This is a genomic window from Cryobacterium roopkundense, assembly GCF_014200405.1.
Lineage (GTDB): Bacteria > Actinomycetota > Actinomycetes > Actinomycetales > Microbacteriaceae > Cryobacterium > Cryobacterium roopkundense.
Genome location: NZ_JACHBQ010000001.1, coordinates 4,110,962 through 4,127,948, shown reverse-complemented (window position 1 = coordinate 4,127,948; position 16,987 = coordinate 4,110,962). Strand labels below are relative to the sequence as shown.

At 66.8% G+C, this 16,987-nt stretch carries 16 protein-coding genes; 6 read left to right on the top strand and 10 right to left on the bottom strand.

Translation table 11 applies throughout. The features are described from left to right. Positions 1-44 precede the first annotated feature (44 nt). Complete coding sequence (locus tag BJ997_RS19145) at positions 45-1,472, bottom strand: HNH endonuclease signature motif containing protein (protein WP_052542140.1); 1,428 nt, start codon at positions 1,470-1,472, stop codon at positions 45-47. Positions 1,473-2,027: 555 nt separating this feature from the next. Between BJ997_RS19145 and BJ997_RS19140 the strand changes: the two genes are divergently transcribed. The 4 genes from BJ997_RS19140 (at position 2,028) to BJ997_RS19125 (ending at position 6,892) form a co-directional block, all read left to right on the top strand. Then, on the top strand, positions 2,028-3,443 hold the full coding sequence (locus tag BJ997_RS19140; protein ID WP_152602377.1) for an IS1182 family transposase: 1,416 nt from the start codon (positions 2,028-2,030) through the stop codon (positions 3,441-3,443). 299 nt (positions 3,444-3,742) lie between these two features. Continuing rightward, the gene (locus BJ997_RS19135; protein WP_035838610.1) at positions 3,743-4,543 is read left to right on the top strand and encodes an alpha/beta fold hydrolase; all 801 of its coding nucleotides are present in this window, start codon (positions 3,743-3,745) and stop codon (positions 4,541-4,543) included. Between the two features lie 80 nt (positions 4,544-4,623). After that, on the top strand, positions 4,624-5,169 hold the full coding sequence (locus BJ997_RS19130; RefSeq protein WP_035838705.1) for a PadR family transcriptional regulator: 546 nt from the start codon (positions 4,624-4,626) through the stop codon (positions 5,167-5,169). Between the two features lie 61 nt (positions 5,170-5,230). Then, positions 5,231-6,892 carry an ABC1 kinase family protein gene (locus tag BJ997_RS19125; protein WP_052542549.1) on the top strand — a complete coding sequence of 554 codons (1,662 nt, stop codon included), beginning with the start codon at positions 5,231-5,233 and terminating at the stop codon, positions 6,890-6,892. Positions 6,893-7,045: 153 nt separating this feature from the next. Here BJ997_RS19125 and BJ997_RS19120 read toward each other — a convergent pair whose 3' ends face one another. The 9 genes from BJ997_RS19120 to hemE all read right to left on the bottom strand — a co-directional run bounded on the left by BJ997_RS19120 (position 7,046) and on the right by hemE (position 14,789). Beyond that, a complete protein-coding gene (locus tag BJ997_RS19120; RefSeq protein ID WP_035838616.1) occupies positions 7,046-7,825 on the bottom strand; it encodes a uroporphyrinogen-III synthase in 780 nt (259 codons plus the stop codon). Continuing rightward, complete coding sequence (gene hemC / locus BJ997_RS19115; protein ID WP_035838619.1) at positions 7,822-8,775, bottom strand: hydroxymethylbilane synthase; 954 nt, start codon at positions 8,773-8,775, stop codon at positions 7,822-7,824. Before hemC ends, BJ997_RS19120 begins: the two co-directional genes overlap by 4 nt. Next, on the bottom strand, positions 8,772-9,866 hold the full coding sequence (locus tag BJ997_RS19110) for a ferrochelatase (protein ID WP_035838642.1): 1,095 nt from the start codon (positions 9,864-9,866) through the stop codon (positions 8,772-8,774). Before BJ997_RS19110 ends, hemC begins: the two co-directional genes overlap by 4 nt. Next, a complete protein-coding gene (gene hemQ, locus BJ997_RS19105) occupies positions 9,866-10,618 on the bottom strand; it encodes a hydrogen peroxide-dependent heme synthase (protein ID WP_035838659.1) in 753 nt (250 codons plus the stop codon). Before hemQ ends, BJ997_RS19110 begins: the two co-directional genes overlap by 1 nt. A 79-nt stretch (positions 10,619-10,697) precedes the next feature. Next, on the bottom strand, positions 10,698-10,994 hold the full coding sequence (locus tag BJ997_RS19100; RefSeq protein WP_035838681.1) for a DUF3618 domain-containing protein: 297 nt from the start codon (positions 10,992-10,994) through the stop codon (positions 10,698-10,700). After that, on the bottom strand, positions 10,984-11,400 hold the full coding sequence (locus tag BJ997_RS19095; protein ID WP_035838692.1) for a phage holin family protein: 417 nt from the start codon (positions 11,398-11,400) through the stop codon (positions 10,984-10,986). Before BJ997_RS19095 ends, BJ997_RS19100 begins: the two co-directional genes overlap by 11 nt. A 140-nt stretch (positions 11,401-11,540) precedes the next feature. Next, a complete protein-coding gene (locus BJ997_RS19090; protein WP_052542550.1) occupies positions 11,541-11,918 on the bottom strand; it encodes a hypothetical protein in 378 nt (125 codons plus the stop codon). Positions 11,919-12,027: 109 nt separating this feature from the next. After that, on the bottom strand, positions 12,028-13,512 hold the full coding sequence (locus BJ997_RS19085; protein ID WP_035838693.1) for a protoporphyrinogen/coproporphyrinogen oxidase: 1,485 nt from the start codon (positions 13,510-13,512) through the stop codon (positions 12,028-12,030). 167 nt (positions 13,513-13,679) lie between these two features. Next, positions 13,680-14,789, bottom strand: coding sequence for a uroporphyrinogen decarboxylase (gene hemE / locus BJ997_RS19080; RefSeq protein ID WP_035838694.1), 1,110 nt, complete (start codon positions 14,787-14,789; stop codon positions 13,680-13,682). Positions 14,790-14,861: 72 nt separating this feature from the next. Here hemE and BJ997_RS19075 point away from each other — a divergent pair, with 72 nt between their 5' ends. Together BJ997_RS19075 and BJ997_RS19070 are read left to right on the top strand one after the other, a co-directional pair. Next, on the top strand, positions 14,862-16,235 hold the full coding sequence (locus BJ997_RS19075) for a glutamyl-tRNA reductase (protein ID WP_052542552.1): 1,374 nt from the start codon (positions 14,862-14,864) through the stop codon (positions 16,233-16,235). Between the two features lie 176 nt (positions 16,236-16,411). Then, positions 16,412-16,987, top strand: a complete 576-nt coding sequence (locus BJ997_RS19070) for a GNAT family N-acetyltransferase (protein ID WP_035838696.1) — start codon at positions 16,412-16,414, stop codon at positions 16,985-16,987.

Genomic DNA, 16,987 nt, shown 5'->3' with positions numbered 1-16,987 from the left:
CGTAAGCCGACGCGCCCGCTCGACCACCCCGCACGTGCCGCCGGTTACCGCGTGTAGTGCGGCCCGTCGTGTCCTTTCGGTGTCGGGACCGGTGGTCGGCCGCCTCTGCGCGGAGTTCTCCTCGGATCGACACTGGCCGGAGGGATGAAGTACACCACGTTATCCTTCACGACCACGTCCCAGCCTTCGCGGTGGATCCGATGATGGCACGCACTACACAGCATCACGCAGTTGGCTTGATTTGTCGGTCCGTCATGCGCTTTGTACCAACGAATGTGATGCCCCTCCGCATAGCTCGGCGGCCTGTTACAGCCCGCCGTGGCGCACCCGCCGTCCCTCTCGATGGCCGCGAGCTTCTGCGCCGTCGTAAAGAGCCGTTTTCGGAGGCCGAAGTCGAGAACCTCGCTCTTGCCACCGAGGACCATCGGGATCAAACACGCCTCCGCCGCCATCCTTCGGGCCGTTCCGGCGGAGATCGGCTGTTCGACCCCGTCGAGTTGGGCCTCGCCGAGCCCGGTCTGCAGGGATTCGAGACTCATCCTCACGATGATCGTCGTGTGATCGAGAGCCCCGATCCCCTCCTTGCAGGAGAGGGCGTGACGCACGATGTCGATGAAGGCATCGAAGTTCAGTTGCGGCATCGTGCGGCCATCGCCGATGATGTCGTGGTTGTCACCACACCCGTCAGGGTCTTCCATGGCTTCAAACCGGGGCTTGCGCAGCTCCGCGCTGGTCATCCCGTCGATCGCCGTGTCCAGGAACGCCGCCGACACCGGGTCGGCATCGAGAACGTAGCGTTTCATGCCGTTGGGCAGCACCATCCGCTTCAACCCCCGCCGCGACACGAGTACCTCTTCACGGGGTTCCACCCCATCCACGTCGAGGGCGTCCCGGTACCGAATCGACAGCTTCCGCACCGAATCGACCGGGTTGGTTACCGCGAACTCCACCAGCTCTTTCTCCGCCGCGTCGAGGTCTTCGGTCGTCGCCCGAGGGGCGGCCTGCTCGAGGTTCGCCGTGATGTACAGCGCCGAATCCACTGGCAGCGCCCCGGCATTGACGGCGTTCGCGACCTCCGGATACTCCGGTGGCAGGTGCTCACCGATCAGGCTCATCCGGGGCTTCGTCGCCTTCCCCACCCTCACCAACCGCCCGGCCTCCGCCATCGAGATGTGACCGATGTCCGTGAGGGCGGCGGCGGCATTTCGGTTGCCGGTCTGGGCGGCGATGCCGGTGTCGTGTTCGAACCTGTCATTGAGTTCGCCCGCGGCCTGAACCAAAAGTGCCTGCGCCTGTCGCACAACAGTGAAGTTCGCCGCCGCGACGGCCATGAGGCCCGCGTTCGTCATCCGCTGCATGTCCAACCCTGCGTCGGGTTCCTCCTCCGAACAGACTCCACCCCCCAGGGAGTGAGAGTACGTGTCGGCGAGTGCCGCCGTACTCTCGATGAGGAGGTCCGTTGAGGTGGTCATGGCCTAATTTTCCCAGCGACCACCGACATTCACGGGCCCTAAACGGCCCTGATCGGGGCATTCTGTGAAAAACTCCCAAAGATCTTTGCCTGTGGAGGAGACACCACTCTCCGCCGGTCGAGGCGCGACGAAGGAGCGCTCGAGACCCCGCGACCCGACCCTCGGACCGCACTAGGGTCTGAGGAGCGTCTCGCGTGGCCTCGATCGCTCGTACCTCGCGCCTCGACCAGCGGGAGGGTCGAGGCGCGAGGGTGGGCCACCGGGCCTGCCAAGCGGGGCGGTTTCGACCTGCTGACCCTCGGCTCGGCGCTCCCGACCTTGGCGCTGACCTTTATGCTCGTCAGCCAACGCTTTTCGACGAGCAACGGCATCCGCCGCCAATTCCCTAGGAGCGTGGGTCAGTAACACCAAAGTTTAAAACGCCGGTCGATTTCCCGGGCTTGGGGTGTTGGTCTGGGAAAATTGCGTATGAGCGATTCTGATGGCCTCTTCCCCGCGACGGAACTTGAGCACGTTGACGTGGTCGTGGATGACGGTGTTGAGGCGGGGGCCGGTGTGAACAAACGGTTCCGGGCATTTGAGCCGGCGGCGGTGATGTTGGTGCCGCCGTCGTTGGATGAGTGGTTGCCGCAGAATCACCTGTCTCGGTTCATCGCGGATATCGTTGAAACTCAGCTGGATCTGAAGAAGTTCTACGCCTCTTACGCGAAGTCGAAGGGGCAGCCGCCCTATGACCCACGGTTGATGGTCCGGGTGCTCCTTTACGGGTATTGTGTCGGAGTTCGCTCGTCACGGGAGTTGGAGCGGGTGTGCGTGGACGTGGTCGCGTTTCGCTGGTTGGCGGCGCAGCAGGCACCTGATTTTCGTTCCATCGCCCGGTTCCGAAAACGCCACCTCTCCAGTCTGGGGAACGTGTTCTTGCAGGCGTTGGAACTGTGCCGTGCGGCCGGAATGGTCTCGCTCGGGCAGGTCGCGTTGGACGGCACGAAAGTGCGCGCGAATGCCTCTCGGCGCAAGGCGATGAGTTACGCCCGCCTGACGGAGAAGCAGAAAGTCCTCGCCGACGAAGTCTCTGCGCTGCTGGCGGAGGCGGACGCGATCGATGACGCGGAGGACGCTCGTTTCGGAAAGGACAAACGCGGTGATGAGTTGCCGCCGGAGCTTGCCCGGCGGGAGTCACGCTTGGTGAAACTGGCCGAAGCGCGCGCTGGCTTGGAGGCAGCTGCAGCGGCGCGGGCGCGGAAAGACGCGGAGAAGAAGGCCAGGGACAAGGGCGACGATGACGATACTGTGGCGCAGAAGGGTGACGACGCGGCGAAGAACGCCGTTGTTGCTCCGAAGGCTCAACGCAACTTCACCGACCCGGATTCACGGATCATGAAGACCGCCGACGGATCGTTCCACTACGCCTACAACGCACAGGCCATCGTTGATGCCGACCATCAGATCATCGTCGCGACGACGCTGACGAATATTGGCGTGGATGTTGAACAGGTCGTGCCGCTGGTCGAGAAACTCCACGCCACGACCGGCGTCCTGCCCCGGCAGGTCCTGGCGGATGCCGGGTATTGTTCCGCAACAAATCTGGACTACGCGAAGACTGTTGAAGATGGCAGCGACGGCCGGACCGAGTTTTTCATCGCGACCGGCCGGGTCAAGCACGGCGAGCGTGTTCCTGAAGTTCCTCGGGGCCGGATCCCGGCCAATGCGACGCTGCGGGAACGCATGGCGCGGAAGCTCAAGACGAAGAAAGGCCGCGCCGTTTATGCGCGGCGCAAAGCGATCGTGGAGCCCGTGTTCGGTCAGATCCACACTCGGCAAGGCAAATTCGTGTTGCTGCGCGGGTTGGAGCAAGCCGCCCACGAATGGGACCTGATCGCGGCTTGCCACAACCTGATGAAGCTACACACCATGCAAACTAAAGCGCTGCTGGCCGCGCCAAGCGCCCTAACAGCCCGAACGGCCACCTAAACATCAAGGCGGGACTGCCCCGGCGGGCGGCAACGGCCCCGGCCTGCGCCGTCAACGCAGCACTGGCCCTATTTTCAGTCGGCACACGAACAACGCCAACCCGAACGACTCAACCACCGGACAAGAAACCCCCGACCGCACAGACGGTCCTGAACGGCAATTCCTCACACCAAGGTCGAATAGGCGTTACTGACACACGCTCCTAGGCACTAGGGCCGGTGGCACAGTCCCCTGTTCTCACAGCCAGGACCTCGCCATATAAGTCGAGCCTGAGGCATTCGAACATGGCACCATGGAGGGTGACCCTTTCGCGACGTGCAGTTGACAGTGAGGGTGTCACAATCAGCTACCTCGACTCCGGCGGCCCGGGGCCCACAGTAGTCATCCTGCACGGTCTGGCTGGCAGCGCCGTGGAGTTCATCCCGACCGCAGAATCGCTTTCCGATTTTCGGGCACTCTTGGTCGACCAACGCGGGCACGGCCACAGCACCCGCGTGCCGGGAGACACCTCCCGAGCCGCGTTTGTGGCCGATATCGTGCGCGTCATCGAGGCCGAGGCACACGGTCCTGTTTCGCTGGTCGGTCAGTCGATGGGTGCTCACACGGCCTTGATGGTGGCGGCCGCTCGCCCGGACCTCGTGGAACGACTCGTGCTCCTCGAAGGAGGAGCAGGGTCAGGCGACCGGGCCGAGAACGCCCGGCTGGGCGACTTCTTTCGGTCGTGGCCGATTCCGTTCATCGACGCAAGCGCCGCGCGAGCGCACCTGGGCGATGGGCCACTTGAGCGGGCCTGGGTTGCCGATTTGGAGAATCGGCACGACGGACTCCACCCGCGGTTTGATCCAGATGTCATGGTGCAGATCATTGACGCGGTTGCCGTGCCGAGATGGGGGGAATGGGAGAGCGTGTCGGTCGCCACCCTGGTCGTCTACGCCAACGGTGGCATCTTCTCCGAGGAAGACAAGGCAGAGTTCGTGCGCCGAGGCCAGCACGCACAGCGCATCGACGTTGACGAGGCCTCGCATGACGCCCATCTGGACGCCTTCGACCGGTGGGTTTCACTCCTGCAATCGTTCCTGCACGAGGGGCAGCCGCGCTAAAAGCCCACTATCGCTCGAAGGCATCGCTGTGTATCGTTGAGTATCGTTGTATATCGTTCGTACTCACACAGGAGGTCATGATGGCAAGTTCATTCCCCACCGGCGGGTTCGGCGCCGGCCCAAACATCGACGGGATTTGGCAGGCGATGGAGCAGTTCCGTTCGAGGTTCGAGAAGCAGACCGGCACCAGAGCCGGTCGCGGGGAGGTGCGCACGGCGGTGCTCGCGCTTCTCGCCGAGGAGCCGATGCACGGATACCAGATCATCCACGAGATCGAGGAACGCAGCGGCGGAAGCTGGAAGCCCAGCGCTGGCTCCGTCTATCCCACGCTGCAACTTCTGGCAGATGAGGGCCTGATCAGCGCCGAGGAATCCAACGGCCGCAAGATCTACTCACTCACCGAAGAGGGCCGCGAGGCCGTTGCCGACGCCGACACGACAGCGCCGTGGGAGTCCGCCGGCGGGGCTGCCGGCCACGGCCACGCCGCCTTGCCCAAGGCCGGCATCGAACTCGCTCAGGCGGCTGCCCAGGTGGGCCGCACCGGCACCCCGGAGCAAATCCAGCAGGCCGTCACGGTTCTCGACGACGCTCGTCGCCGCCTGTACTCGATCCTCGCCCAGGACTGACGGGGTGCCATCGGCTCGACGGGGTGGAAACGACTCGGACTCGGACTCGGACGCAGGCAACATGCGTGCCCGTTATCGCCGCATTCTGCGTTTCGCCGGCTGGAATCTCGCCGTAACGTGGTGGTACGAGCTGTTTCTGCCCCGCATCGGGCTCATCAAGATCGCGGAACGCACGCGATCAAAACGGATGCGACGCATTGCGCGGAGTTTCCACGTGCTGGCTGCGGACCTCGGCGGCCTCATGATCAAGGTCGGACAGTTCATGTCATCGCGCTTGGACGTATTGCCGCCCGAGATCACCGCCGAACTCGCGGGTTTGCAGGACGAGGTCGCCCCGGTGTCGTTCGCCGCGATCCGCAGGGCCGTCGAGGCCGAGCTGGGTGTCACTCTCGAGCAGGCTTTTGTGATGGTCGACGAGACTCCGGTTGCGGCAGCATCCCTCGGGCAGGCACACCGCGCCCGGCTTTCCTCTCGCGATGCCGCCGACACCGGTCTCGACAACGTGATCATCAAGGTGCAGCGACCGGGCATCGACGAGATCATCGACGTCGACCTGGCTGCTCTGCGCAAGGTGGGCGGCTGGCTCAGCCATGTGAGGCTGGTTTCAAACCGCGTCGATATGCCCGCCCTCGTCGAGGAGTTCGCCCAGACGAGCCTCGAGGAGATCGATTACCTTCACGAGGCCGTCAGCTCAGAACGCTTCGCCGCTGCCTTCGCCGATGACGCCCGGGTGGCCGTGCCCATCGTCGTCTGGGAACGAACCACCCGGCGTGTGCTCACCATGGAAGACGTCACGGCGATCAAGATCACCGACGTGGATGGGCTCCGCGCGGCGGGCATCGACCCGGCAGACGTGGCCCCCGTCTTCGCCGAGATCATGTTCGACCAAATGTTCACCATGGGCTTCTTTCACGCCGACCCGCATCCCGGGAACATCTTCGTGACCCCCGTCTTGGACGGTGACGGCGCACCCCCGTGGAAGCTGACCTTCATCGACTTCGGCATGATGGGCGAAGTTCCCACCAGCACCCGCACGGGGCTGCGCAAGATGCTGATCGCCGCCGCGTCCCGTGACGGGCGCGGACTCGTCAACGCCATGAACGACGTGGGCGTACTTCTGGCCTCAGCAGAGACGACGGAACTCGAACGCGCCATGACAACGCTGTTCGCCCGGTTCGGCGGCATGGGGTTCGCCGAGCTGCGAGAGGTCGACCCGAGGGAATTCCGCGACTTCGCGATTCAGTTCGGTGACGTGGTGCGCTCCTTGCCGTTCCAGCTTCCCGAGAACTTCTTGCTCATCATCCGGGCCATGTCGCTCACCTCCGGGGTATCCAGCGCTCTTGACCCCGCCTTCAACCTGTGGGACTCCGTGGAGCCCTACGCCGCGCAGCTACTCCGTGACGAGAGCGGCAACCTCGTGCAGGACGTTGCGAAGCAGGCGATGGCGACGGCCGGCATCGTCTTTCGCCTGCCCAAGCGGCTCGATGAGCTCATTACGCGGTTCGAAGACGGGACCGTCGCCGTGGCCAACCCCGGTCTGGAGAAACGGGTCGCCAGACTCGAGCGCACCGCGCGGCAGACGATCTCGGCGCTCGTGTTCGGTGCCCTGCTCATCGCGGGCGTGCTGCTGCGAGCGGATGACGCTTCGCTCGGTACCGTGCTGATGGTCGCGTCGGTCGTCCCGCTGCTGAACGCCCTGGTGCCGAGTCGCCGAGGACTCTGAGTTCGCGCCTCGCTGGTCGAGGCGCTACGAAGGAGCGATCAAGACCCCGCACGGCGATCCGCAGGTCAGGCCCATGCGGTCTCGACACGCGCCGTAGACGGCGCTGCTCGACCAACGGAGACGGGACGGCGGCTCGACCGGCGGGGTTAGCGGTTAGCGCTCTTCCGCGGCTCGCACGAGGGCCGCGATGAGCGCTTCGGAGCTGCGCTCGGCGGCGATCACGTCGACGCGCAGCCCCATGGCCCGAGCGTCCTTCGCTGTCTGCGGCCCGATGCACGCCACGAGGGTGTTCTCGGGAATGTCGCCGAACTGGTCTCGCACCTGGCGCGCGACGCTGCCACTCGTTACGAGCACCGCCTGCACAAGTCCGGCCGTGACGTCGGCGACCACCCGGTCGCTGACCGGAACACCGATCGTGCGATACGCCACGACCGATTCCACGTCGTGGCCGATGCGTCGCAGCCCCTCGGTGAGCAGCGGCTTGGCAATCTCACTGCGCAGAGTGAGCACCCGCAACGGGATGACGCCGGCGGTGGCCGTCTCCCATTCCTCGAGCAGTCCGCGCGCGGAGTTGTCCTCCGAGGGCACGATGTCCACGTGGTAGCCGGCGGCGATGAGCGCCGCCGCGGTAGTTTCGCCGACGGCCGCAATGCGCGTACCGGGGGCAACGACCGCGCGGTGCGACGATAAGACGTCGACGGTCGTCGCGCTCGTGATCGTCATCCAGTCGAAATCGCCCGCGGCGAGGCGGGTGAGCGCCTCGTTGAGGGCGGGAGCGTCGTCGGTCGCGGCGAAGTTGATCATGGGGGCCACGATCGGCAGAGCACCCTTCGCACGCAAGCTGGCGGCCACCTGGTCGCCCCACGGCCCGCCGCGCGGAACGAGAACACGCCAACCGGCGAGCGGCTTGGGCAGGGGATGTCGAGAGGTCACTTGTTCACTTTCAGCGGTGCGAATTCGGCCGCGCCGCCGGCCAGGAGGTCGGTGGCGACGCGTTCAGCGATGTCGTGTGCCGCGTCGAGGAGGTCGCGCACGGAGTGCGATTCCGGAGTCGCCGCGTGCGAGCTGGTGATCTTGCGGGTGCCGTCGGGGCTGTAAACGGTTGCGGTGAGAAAGAACAGCCCGGTGTCGATCACAGCGGTGGCGCCGATCGGGGCGGCACAGCCGGCCTCGAGCCGGGCGAGCACGAGCCGCTCGGCCGTGGTGACGGCCTCGGTCGTGGCGTGGTTGATTGCGGCGAGAGCGGATGCCAGCACTCGGTCGAGCTTTCCCTCTCGCACCTCGATGGCGAGGGCGCCCTGCCCGGGCGCGGTCGGCCAGTCGGAGATCTCGAGCAGTTCGGTGCAGGCTCCGTCGAGGCGGCCGAGACGGCCGAGACCCGCCGCGGCGAGTACAACCGCATCGAGGTCGCCCTCGACGAGGCGACCGAGGCGTGTGTCGATATTGCCGCGGATGTCGACGACTGTGAGGTCGGGACGGATCTCGCGCAGCTGCGCCATTCGGCGCGGCGAGCCGGTGCCGACCTTCGCGCCCTCCGGCAGGGTCTCGAGGGTCCAGGCATTGCGCGCACACAGGGCGTCACGAGCATCTGCTCGCTTGGGCGTGGCACCGATGACGAGACCGGGGTAGACGTCCGTGGGCAGGTCCTTGAGCGAGTGCACGACGAGGTCGCACTCGTCGTTCAGCAGGGCCTCCCGCAGGGCACTCGCGAACACCCCGGTGCCCCCGAGACTCGACAGGGAGTCGGTCGACGTGTCGCCGTGCGTGACGATGGGCACGATCTCGACCTCAGCGCCCGAGGACGCCGCGATACGGTTGGCGATCGTGGTGGTCTGCGCCAAGGCGAGCGCGCTGCTGCGCGTGCCCACACGGATGACGCTCACGGTGCCATCCCGGCAACCGCGGGCTTGAAGCCGAGTCGCACGTTCTCGCAGCACCCGGGGCGGCACACGTCGTACCAGGGGCCGAGCTCGGTCATCGCGGGGCGATCCTCAGCGGCGGTGTCGTTGAGGCGCTCCTCTACGAGGTCGATCAGGCCGGCGACGAAGTCGGGGGACACTCCGGGCGTGGGAACGCGCACGGCGAAAATTCCGTGCTTCTCGCTCGTCTCCATCGCCTCGTTGTCGAGGTCCCACATGACCTCCATGTGGTCACTCACGAAGCCGAGCGGCACGATGACCACCGCACGGATGCCGCGCTCGGGCAGCAGGGCGATGGCATCGTTGATGTCGGGCTCAAGCCACGGCATGCTGGGCGGGCCGCTGCGCGACTGGAAGACGAGCTGCCAGGGGGTCTTGTGGCCGTTCATGACCACCTGGGCCACGGCCATGTGCTGCGCCGCGTAAGCGCCACCCTCCCCGAAGCCTCGCTCGGACGGGCCGCTCTTGTTGGCGTCGGTCATGGGGATGGAGTGCGTGGAGAACAGAATCTCCACTTCGGTGTCGAGGTCGATGCCGGGAATAGCCGCCGCGACATCCGCCAGCCCCTGCGTGACGCCCGTCACGAAGGGCATGACGAAACCGGGGTGATCGAAGAACTGGCGGATCTTGTCGATGTGCACCACTCCCTCGAGGTTCGTGGTGGTGAGGGCCGCCGCGAAGTCCTCACGGTACTGGCGACAACCGGAGTATGAGCTGTAGGCGCTCGTGGCAATCGCTAGCAGGTTGTTCCGGCCGGCGTCGTGCGCCTCGCTGATGGTGTCACTGAGGTACGGCGCCCAGTTACGGTTGCCCCAGATCACGGGCAGGTCGATGCCACGCCGATCGAGCTCGGCCTGAAGGGCAGCCTTAAGCACGCGGTTCTGGTCGTTAATGGGGCTCACGCCGCCGAAATGACGATAGTGCGTGGCGACGGCCTCGAGGCGTTCCTCGGGGATTCCGCGGCCGCGCGTGACGTTGCGCAGGAACGGAATCACGTCGTCCTGGCCTTCTGGCCCACCGAAACCGGCGAGCAGGATTGCGTCGTATGCGGTCATTACTGCAGCACCTCGACCAGTTCGGCGGTGGAGATGCGGCGCCCGGTGAAGAACGGGATCTCCTCGCGCACGTGGCGTCGCGCTTCGGTGTCGCGAAGGCCGCGCATCAGGTCGACAAGCTCGGTGAGTTCGTCGCTCTCGATTGGCAGCAGCCACTCGTAGTCGCCGAGGGCGAAGGCGGAGACCGTGTTGGCGAGAGCTCCGCGGTAGGCGGCACCCTTACGGCCGTGGTCGGCGAGCATGCTGCTGCGTTCGGCGTCGGGAAGCAGGTACCATTCAAAACTGCGCACGAAGGGGTAGACCGTGAGCCAGGCGCGAGGCGCCTCGCCGCGCAGAAAGCCGGGCACGTGGCTTTTATTGAATTCGGCGTCGCGGTGCACGCCCATTGCGTTCCAGGTGGGCAGCAGGCTCTTGAGCAGCCGGCTGCGGCGCAGCTCGCGGTTGGCCCACTGCAGGGTCTCCGCGTTCTCCGCATGGGTCCAAATCATCACGTCGGCGTCGGCCTTGAGGCCGGATACGTCGTAGAAGCCGCGCACGGTCACGCCCTCGGCTTCAACGAGTGCGATGATGTCGTCGAGCTCGTTCACGGCCTTCGGAACATCACGACCGTCGAGGTCGTCGGGGTTGTGCGGGTCTCTTCGCGAAACGGTGAAAAGGGTGTATCCCTGTGGCGAGGCTTCGGGGACCTCGGCATTGGTGGAAGGTGCGGTCTTGGTAGGGTCTACTGCCTCTCCGGCAGCCGGGTGAGTCATAACCCTAGTCTGCTCTCAAAAGGGTCCCGCAGCAAAATGCACCGCGGTCGCCGCCTGCCCCAGACCGGGCGACGGATGCCTAGCGGCGCGTCGTCAGCACGGCCCGCGCGCCCAGCCAGACGACGGTACCCACCGACACTGCCGCAGTCAGGGCGATCCCGGCGAGAGCCGCCGGGTTGTCGTCGCCGAGACGGATCATGGCCAGGCGGATGCGCCGCTTGGTTATTCTCAGCTGTTTCGGAACATTGAGCTTGTACTCAATGGCATCAAGGGTGCTCGCGAGTTGGGCACGGGCGTGCATCGCCTCGGCCCGCAGCTCGGCCTTGCCGTGCGGCTCGTTGGCCGCGGATTCGTCGTGGGTCTTGTCAGTTTTCATAGCGGCCTACCCCTTTGAATGCGTCGACGTCGTTACGGAGACTCGCGTGCACGCCTTCCGGGTCGGGGGCGGTAGCCGCCTTGACCCGGTTGACCCCGATCAGCACGAGAATCGCGGCCATCGCCAGCAGCAGTACGAGCACGATGAGAGTGGCGAGCCACAGAGGCAGAAACAGCGCGAACACGATGATGAGCAACGCCACGAGAACGCCCAGGGCGAAGAAGCCGATCGCGGCCGCCAGGATGAAGAGCGCGGCGCCCACGCCGAAATTCTTCGCCTTGCTCGCGAATTCAGCCTTAAAGGCCTCCAGCTCGGCGCGCACCAGATCGCTGATCTGACCCGGAAGTTCCGAGAGCAGCGCGATCAGTGAGCGCTTGCTCTTCGGGTTGAATCCACTAGTAGTCACGAGTGACCCTTCCCAGCGCTATTGGACGCAGTCTTTGAACGGCGTTGTGGTGAATGCAGTGACACGGTTTCTGAGGTGACCCGGCTGACACAGATGTTACACACGCTCTCGTGGTTAGCCACGCTCCGGGCTGAAGCCCGTCAGTCCGAGCTGGTGGATTCAGACTTGGCGGCGGCAGCCTTGGTCGTGGCAGCCTTGGTCGTGGCAGCCTTGGTCGCCGCCGTGCGAGCTGCCGTGGGCTTGTCTCCGGTCTTCGCCGTACTGGACGTTTTGCCCTGCGTCGCCTTGCTCGAAACGGAGGAGAAAATCTTCTTGCCGGCATCGAGAAGCACGCCCGGAATGTCGCCCACGAGCTCGAGACCGAAGTCGCGTGCCTCGTTCACCCGCCGTTGCACGGGAGGAGCGTTCCAGAGGTCATTCGCAGCGGAGGCGATCTGGTCGTAACGTTTGCGGCCGGCACGCGCGCCGAGCACATAACCGACGAGTCCACCCGTGATGAACAGAAGCTTTCCGCGCATTGAGACTCCAATTCTTCGAGGTTCAGGTAACCCATAGAGTAACCCGGTTGCGGCTGTGAATGCACGGCGGATCAGGCCGAATCGTCGCACAACCGTGCTTGGCGGCCGGTCAGAGGCCGAGCGAAGCCTGCCGGATCCGGCCTGCAGCGGCGAGGGCGTCCGGAATGACGGAGGCCAGCCCTGTGCCCGCCAGCCAGGCCCCCGTCACATCGATCCCGGGAGTGTCGGCGAGCACCTCGCGCACCTTCGCGACGCGTTCGGGTGCGCCGAGTGTGGCCGGGGAAAGTGCGTCGCGCCACTCCGTTCGAGCGAACCCGCGCAGCATCCGCTCGTTCAGCTCGAGGCCCAGAATGGCGCTCGCGTCGCGGAGTGCCAGCGCCTGCAGTTCATCGTCGCCCAGCCGCTCGGTGGGGCTCGGTTCGCCCGCGCGACCGTAGGAGAGCCGCACGACGTGTCGGTCGGCACCCGCCGCAGCGGCCACCCACGACCACTTTGCGGTGACGTGGGTGAGGGCCTTTGCCGTCACGCCGGGGGTGTCGACGCCCACGAGCGCGCCGGTGCCACGCGGGTGCGCATTCAGGGCTGGCGCGTCGAGCACGAGGGTGACGAGGGTGACAGCGGTCGGGCCCGGCCACTCAAGCTCGCTCAACGCGTCGTGCGCCTCGCCAAGGGGTGCGAGCAGGCGCAGGGCCTGGGCACCCTGTGTCGCCACTATCACGAAGCGCGCCTCGCGTGACGTGTCACCGGCCGAAGCGGATGCCTCGGCGCCGTCCTCGGGCGTGTCCGCCGGTTCGGCGAGGGTGACGACCCAGCGCGGCTCTTCGGTGGCGCCCGTACGCAGGAGCGCGGTCGCCATGCGCCCGGTTTCGATCGTGGCGCCGAAGTGCGTCAGGTCGGCCACGAGCGCGGCGGGAAGCCTCGACATGCCGCCGCGCAGCCCACCGATGGCCGAGCCGGCCGGGGCGGCATCGCGCAGGGCGGAGACGGCGCCCGAGAGGGAGCCCGCCGTCGTAAGCGCGCGGTTGAGCCCGGGGGCGACCACGTCGATCTCGAGGTCGCGGGACGAGGTCGTATACACGCCGGAGGCCACCGGTTCCACGAGTCGTTCGAGCACGCGGCGACCCATCCGCTTGGCCACAAGGTCGCCCAGGCTGTGCTCCCGGCCGATCGTGAGCACAGGCATCAACCGGTCGACATAGGCGCGCAGGGAGCCACTCCAGCCCACGACGCGACGAACGTCGTCCGCGAGCGGCGAGCCGGGAATCCCGAGCACGCCGGCCTTCGGCAGCGGAACGCTCACCGAGCCGGGCTTGCCGCCGAGAGCGGGCAGGTGCAGCCAGGCACCGGCCGGGTTGGGGGCGACGATCTCGTCGGTGAGGCCGAGTTCCTCGATGAAGGCGGCCACGGTTCCGCCGCGTACGGCGAAGCTCTCCGTGCCGCTGTCGAGGTGCAGGCCGGCGAGGTCGTGGCCGGCGACCGGCCCGCCCACGGCATCCGTTGCCTCGATGATGCTCACGCTGAGGCCCAGCCGGGCGCAGGCGCGTGCGGCCACGAGGCCCGCCACGCCCCCGCCGATCACGATGACGTCGGTCATATGAGAATCCTTTCGATCACGGGGCGCACCCCGGCCTCAGCAGCGCCCTGCCCGTGGCCAATTCAGGAAATCCGCCGCGAAAGCCTGCGCCTCGGGCGGATATCGCCGATAATCCCGAACTTCTCCTGAATCGGCCACTGGAAGTCTCGGCAAATTCCCGGGAGGGGTTAGTTCTCGGCGCTCACGTCGTGCACGAGCGACACGAGGCGGGTGAGCACGTCGGGGTCGGTCTCCGGCGGCACGCCGTGGCCGAGGTTGAGCACGTGGGCCGGCGCCGTGCGGCCGCGTTCGAGAACATCGCGCACGTGGGCCTCGAGCACGGGCCAGGGTGCCGAGAGCAGCGCCGGGTCGACGTTGCCCTGCACCGGTACGCGCCCGCCGAGGCGCCGGTTGGCCTCGTCGAGGGGAACGCGGTAGTCCACGCCCACCACGTCGGCGCCGATGTTGTGCATTTCCTTGAGCAGTTCGCCGGTCCCCACCCCGAAGTGCACGATCGGCACATTACGTTCGGTGCCGTCGGCCTCGGTGTAGCCGAGGTCACGCACGTGGGCGATCGCCTTCGTGGACGCGGGGGCAACGGATGCCGCATAGTCGGCGAGCGAGAGCGCCCCGGCCCAGGAGTCGAACAGCTGGGCGGCGCTCGCGCCGGCCACGACCTGGGCGCGCAGGAAGCGCCCCGTCACGTCGGCGGTCCAGTTCATCAGCTGCTCCCACGCCTCGGGCGCGGAGTGCATGAGCGTGCGGGCGTGGATGTGGTCTTTCGACGGGCCACCCTCCACGAGGTACGCGGCGAGCGTGAACGGGGCGCCGGCGAAGCCGATCAGCGGCGTCGAGCCGAGCTGTGAGACGGCGAGTCCAACGGCCCGGCGGATGGGTTCGAGGGCCTCGTCGAGAACGGCAGGGTCGAGGGCCACGAGCTCGGCGACATCTGCTGGCGTGCGCACGGCTTTACCGAGCACCGGGCCCTTACCGGGAACAATCTCCACGTCGACGCCGACGAGCTTGAGCGGCACCACGATATCGCTGAAGAAGATGCCCGCGTCCACTCCGTGGCGACGCACCGGCTGCAGGGTGATCTCGCTCGCGAGTTCGGGGTCGAGGCACACGTCGAGCATGCGAGTTCCCACCCGCAGATCGCGGTACTCGGGTAGCGAACGGCCGGCCTGACGCATGAACCACACGGGCGTCACGTCGGGGCGGGTTCCCTGGTAGGCCCGAATCAGGCGGGAGCCGGCAGTCACGCCGGAGGACAGAGGGTGCTGCGCGTCGAGGATCATCGGGTACATTCTCTCAAATATCCCTGAAACCGGCGAGTCGAAGCTCCCAGCCACACGCTCTAGAATTCAATCGTGCTAATTTTGCTGTCCGCAAGCCACAAGAACTCCAGCTTCGACGTGCTGGAGATGCTTTCTGTGGGCGGCGGCGAAACGGCCAGTCACATGGTCGCCAAGCACGACGCGCTCACCGGCGCCGTGATCGTGGCCACCTGCAACCGCTTCGAGGCGTACCTCGACCTCGACGAGCCATACGGGGTCTCGCCGCTTCCCGCCGTGTACGCGGCGATCGAAGCCGTGAGCGCGAACACCGGCGTGTCGGAAGACATGCTGCGCGACACCCTCACCCTGCTGCACGGCAACGGCGTGGCCGAGCACCTCTTCGCCGTGACGAGCGGCCTCGAATCCGTTGTCGTGGGCGAGGGTGAGATCGCCGGCCAGGTGCGCCGCGCCCTCGAGCAGGCCCGCGCCGCCGGCACCACGAGCCCCGAGCTCGAGAGACTGTTCCAGCGCGCCTCCCAGACCTCCCGCGGTGTGAAGAACCGTACCGGCATCGGTTCGGCCGGCCGCTCACTGGTGCGCCTCGCCCTCGAACTCGCCGAAAGCCGCGTCAGCGACTGGGCAGAGGCCCGGGTGCTGCTCGTGGGCACCGGCCGTTACGCCGGCGCCTCCCTCGCCGCGCTCCGCGACCGCGGCGCCGAAAACGTGCGCGTCTACTCCCCGTCCGGCCGCGCCCTGAAGTTCGCGTCGTCGCACGGCATCGAGGCCGTCGGCGTCGACGACTTCGCTGGCGAGGTGGCCCGCGCGGATGTTGTGGTCACCTGCACCCTCGCCGAAGACCACGTGATCGACGCCGACCTCATCCTCCAGGGCCGCGTCGAGGTGGGCGTAAACGCCCGCAGCATCGCGACCGCCTCCGACACCGTGAGCCTCTGCCCCGCCGATGCCGCCCCCGAGGCGCCGCCGCAGCTCATCATCGACCTGGGCCTGCCGCGCAACGTGGCACCCAACGTCGTCGACGTTACCGGAGTCGAGCTGCTCGACCTCGAAACCATCAGCATCCACGCTCCCCTCGAAGAGCTCAACGCCACCGACGAGGCCCGCGAGCTCGTGGGCCGCGCCGCCCGCAAGTTCTCCGCAGTCGCCGAGGAGCAGAGCCTGGCCCCCGCCGTCGTGGCGCTGCGCACCTACATCTTCGAGCTGCGCGACGCCGAGATTGCCAGGGCGCGTAGCCGCGGCGACTCGAGTGAGCAGACCGAACAGGCGCTGCGCCATCTCACGGGTGTGCTCCTGCACACTCCCATGGTGCGCGCCCGCGAACTCGCCCGCGCCGGAGAGCAGGAGTCCTACCTCACCGGGCTCGACGCCCTCTTCGGCGTTCAGGTCGAGCTTCCCGCCGCCGCCTCGGCAACGGATGCCGCCCCCACGGCCGCTCCCGCCGCGTCCTGACCCCTCGTGACGACATCCGCTCGGGCTGGCCGCGCTGCTGCGGCCGCGCGCTGCCGCTATAGCGGGCGCAAACCGCGCGAGCGGCGCGGTGCACAGGAAACCCGCGCCGGTATGGCGGGCCGCTGCCGCTGTAGCGGGCGCAAGCCGCGACAGCGGAGCGACGCTCGGGTGACGTCGTGACTCTTCCGATCGTGGCACTCCCGATCCACACCGAGCGCCTGCTGCTGCGACCGCTCACCGAAGCGGATGCCGCGGACGTGTACGAATACCAGTCCCTCCCCGAGATCGTGCGGTATCTGCCGTGGCCGGTGCGCGACCGCGCCGAGTCCCGCGAGCACACCCTGAAACGGGCCGGCTTCACGCACATACAGAACGACGACGACCTGCTCATCCTCGCCGCGGAACTGCCCGGCGGTGGGGGCGTCGCCGGCCGGGTGATCGGCGACATGAGCGTGTTCCTCAAGAGCGTCGAGCACCGGCAGGTCGCCATCGGCTGGGTGTTCCACCCCGACTTTCACGGCAGGGGCTTCGCCACCGAGGCCGCGAGGGCCACTCTGGCCTTCGCCTTCGACGAGGTCGGCGCCCACCGGGTCTTCGCCGAGGTCGACCCGCGCAACGAGGCATCCGTTGCCCTGTGCCTGCGTCTGGGCATGCGCCTCGAAGCCACCTTCGTGGAGAGCGAATTCTTCAAGGGCGAGTGGAGCGGCCTGTGCGTCTACGCCATTCTGCGTAGCGAGTGGGCTCCCGAATAG

Bases quoted from the DNA above. Each gene is read 5' to 3' on its own strand.
- BJ997_RS19145 (WP_052542140.1), bottom strand. From the start codon at position 1,472: ATGACCACCTCAACGGACCTCCTCATCGAGAGTACGGCGGCACTCGCC.
- BJ997_RS19130 (WP_035838705.1), top strand. From the start codon at position 4,624: ATGGCAAGTTCATTCCCCACCGGCGGGTTCGGCGCCGGCCCAAACATC.
- BJ997_RS19125 (WP_052542549.1), top strand. From the start codon at position 5,231: ATGCGTGCCCGTTATCGCCGCATTCTGCGTTTCGCCGGCTGGAATCTC.
- BJ997_RS19110 (WP_035838642.1), bottom strand. From the start codon at position 9,866: ATGACCGCATACGACGCAATCCTGCTCGCCGGTTTCGGTGGGCCAGAA.
- hemQ (WP_035838659.1), bottom strand. From the start codon at position 10,618: ATGACTCACCCGGCTGCCGGAGAGGCAGTAGACCCTACCAAGACCGCA.
- BJ997_RS19100 (WP_035838681.1), bottom strand. From the start codon at position 10,994: ATGAAAACTGACAAGACCCACGACGAATCCGCGGCCAACGAGCCGCAC.
- BJ997_RS19090 (WP_052542550.1), bottom strand. From the start codon at position 11,918: ATGCGCGGAAAGCTTCTGTTCATCACGGGTGGACTCGTCGGTTATGTG.
- BJ997_RS19085 (WP_035838693.1), bottom strand. From the start codon at position 13,512: ATGACCGACGTCATCGTGATCGGCGGGGGCGTGGCGGGCCTCGTGGCC.
- hemE (WP_035838694.1), bottom strand. From the start codon at position 14,789: ATGATCCTCGACGCGCAGCACCCTCTGTCCTCCGGCGTGACTGCCGGC.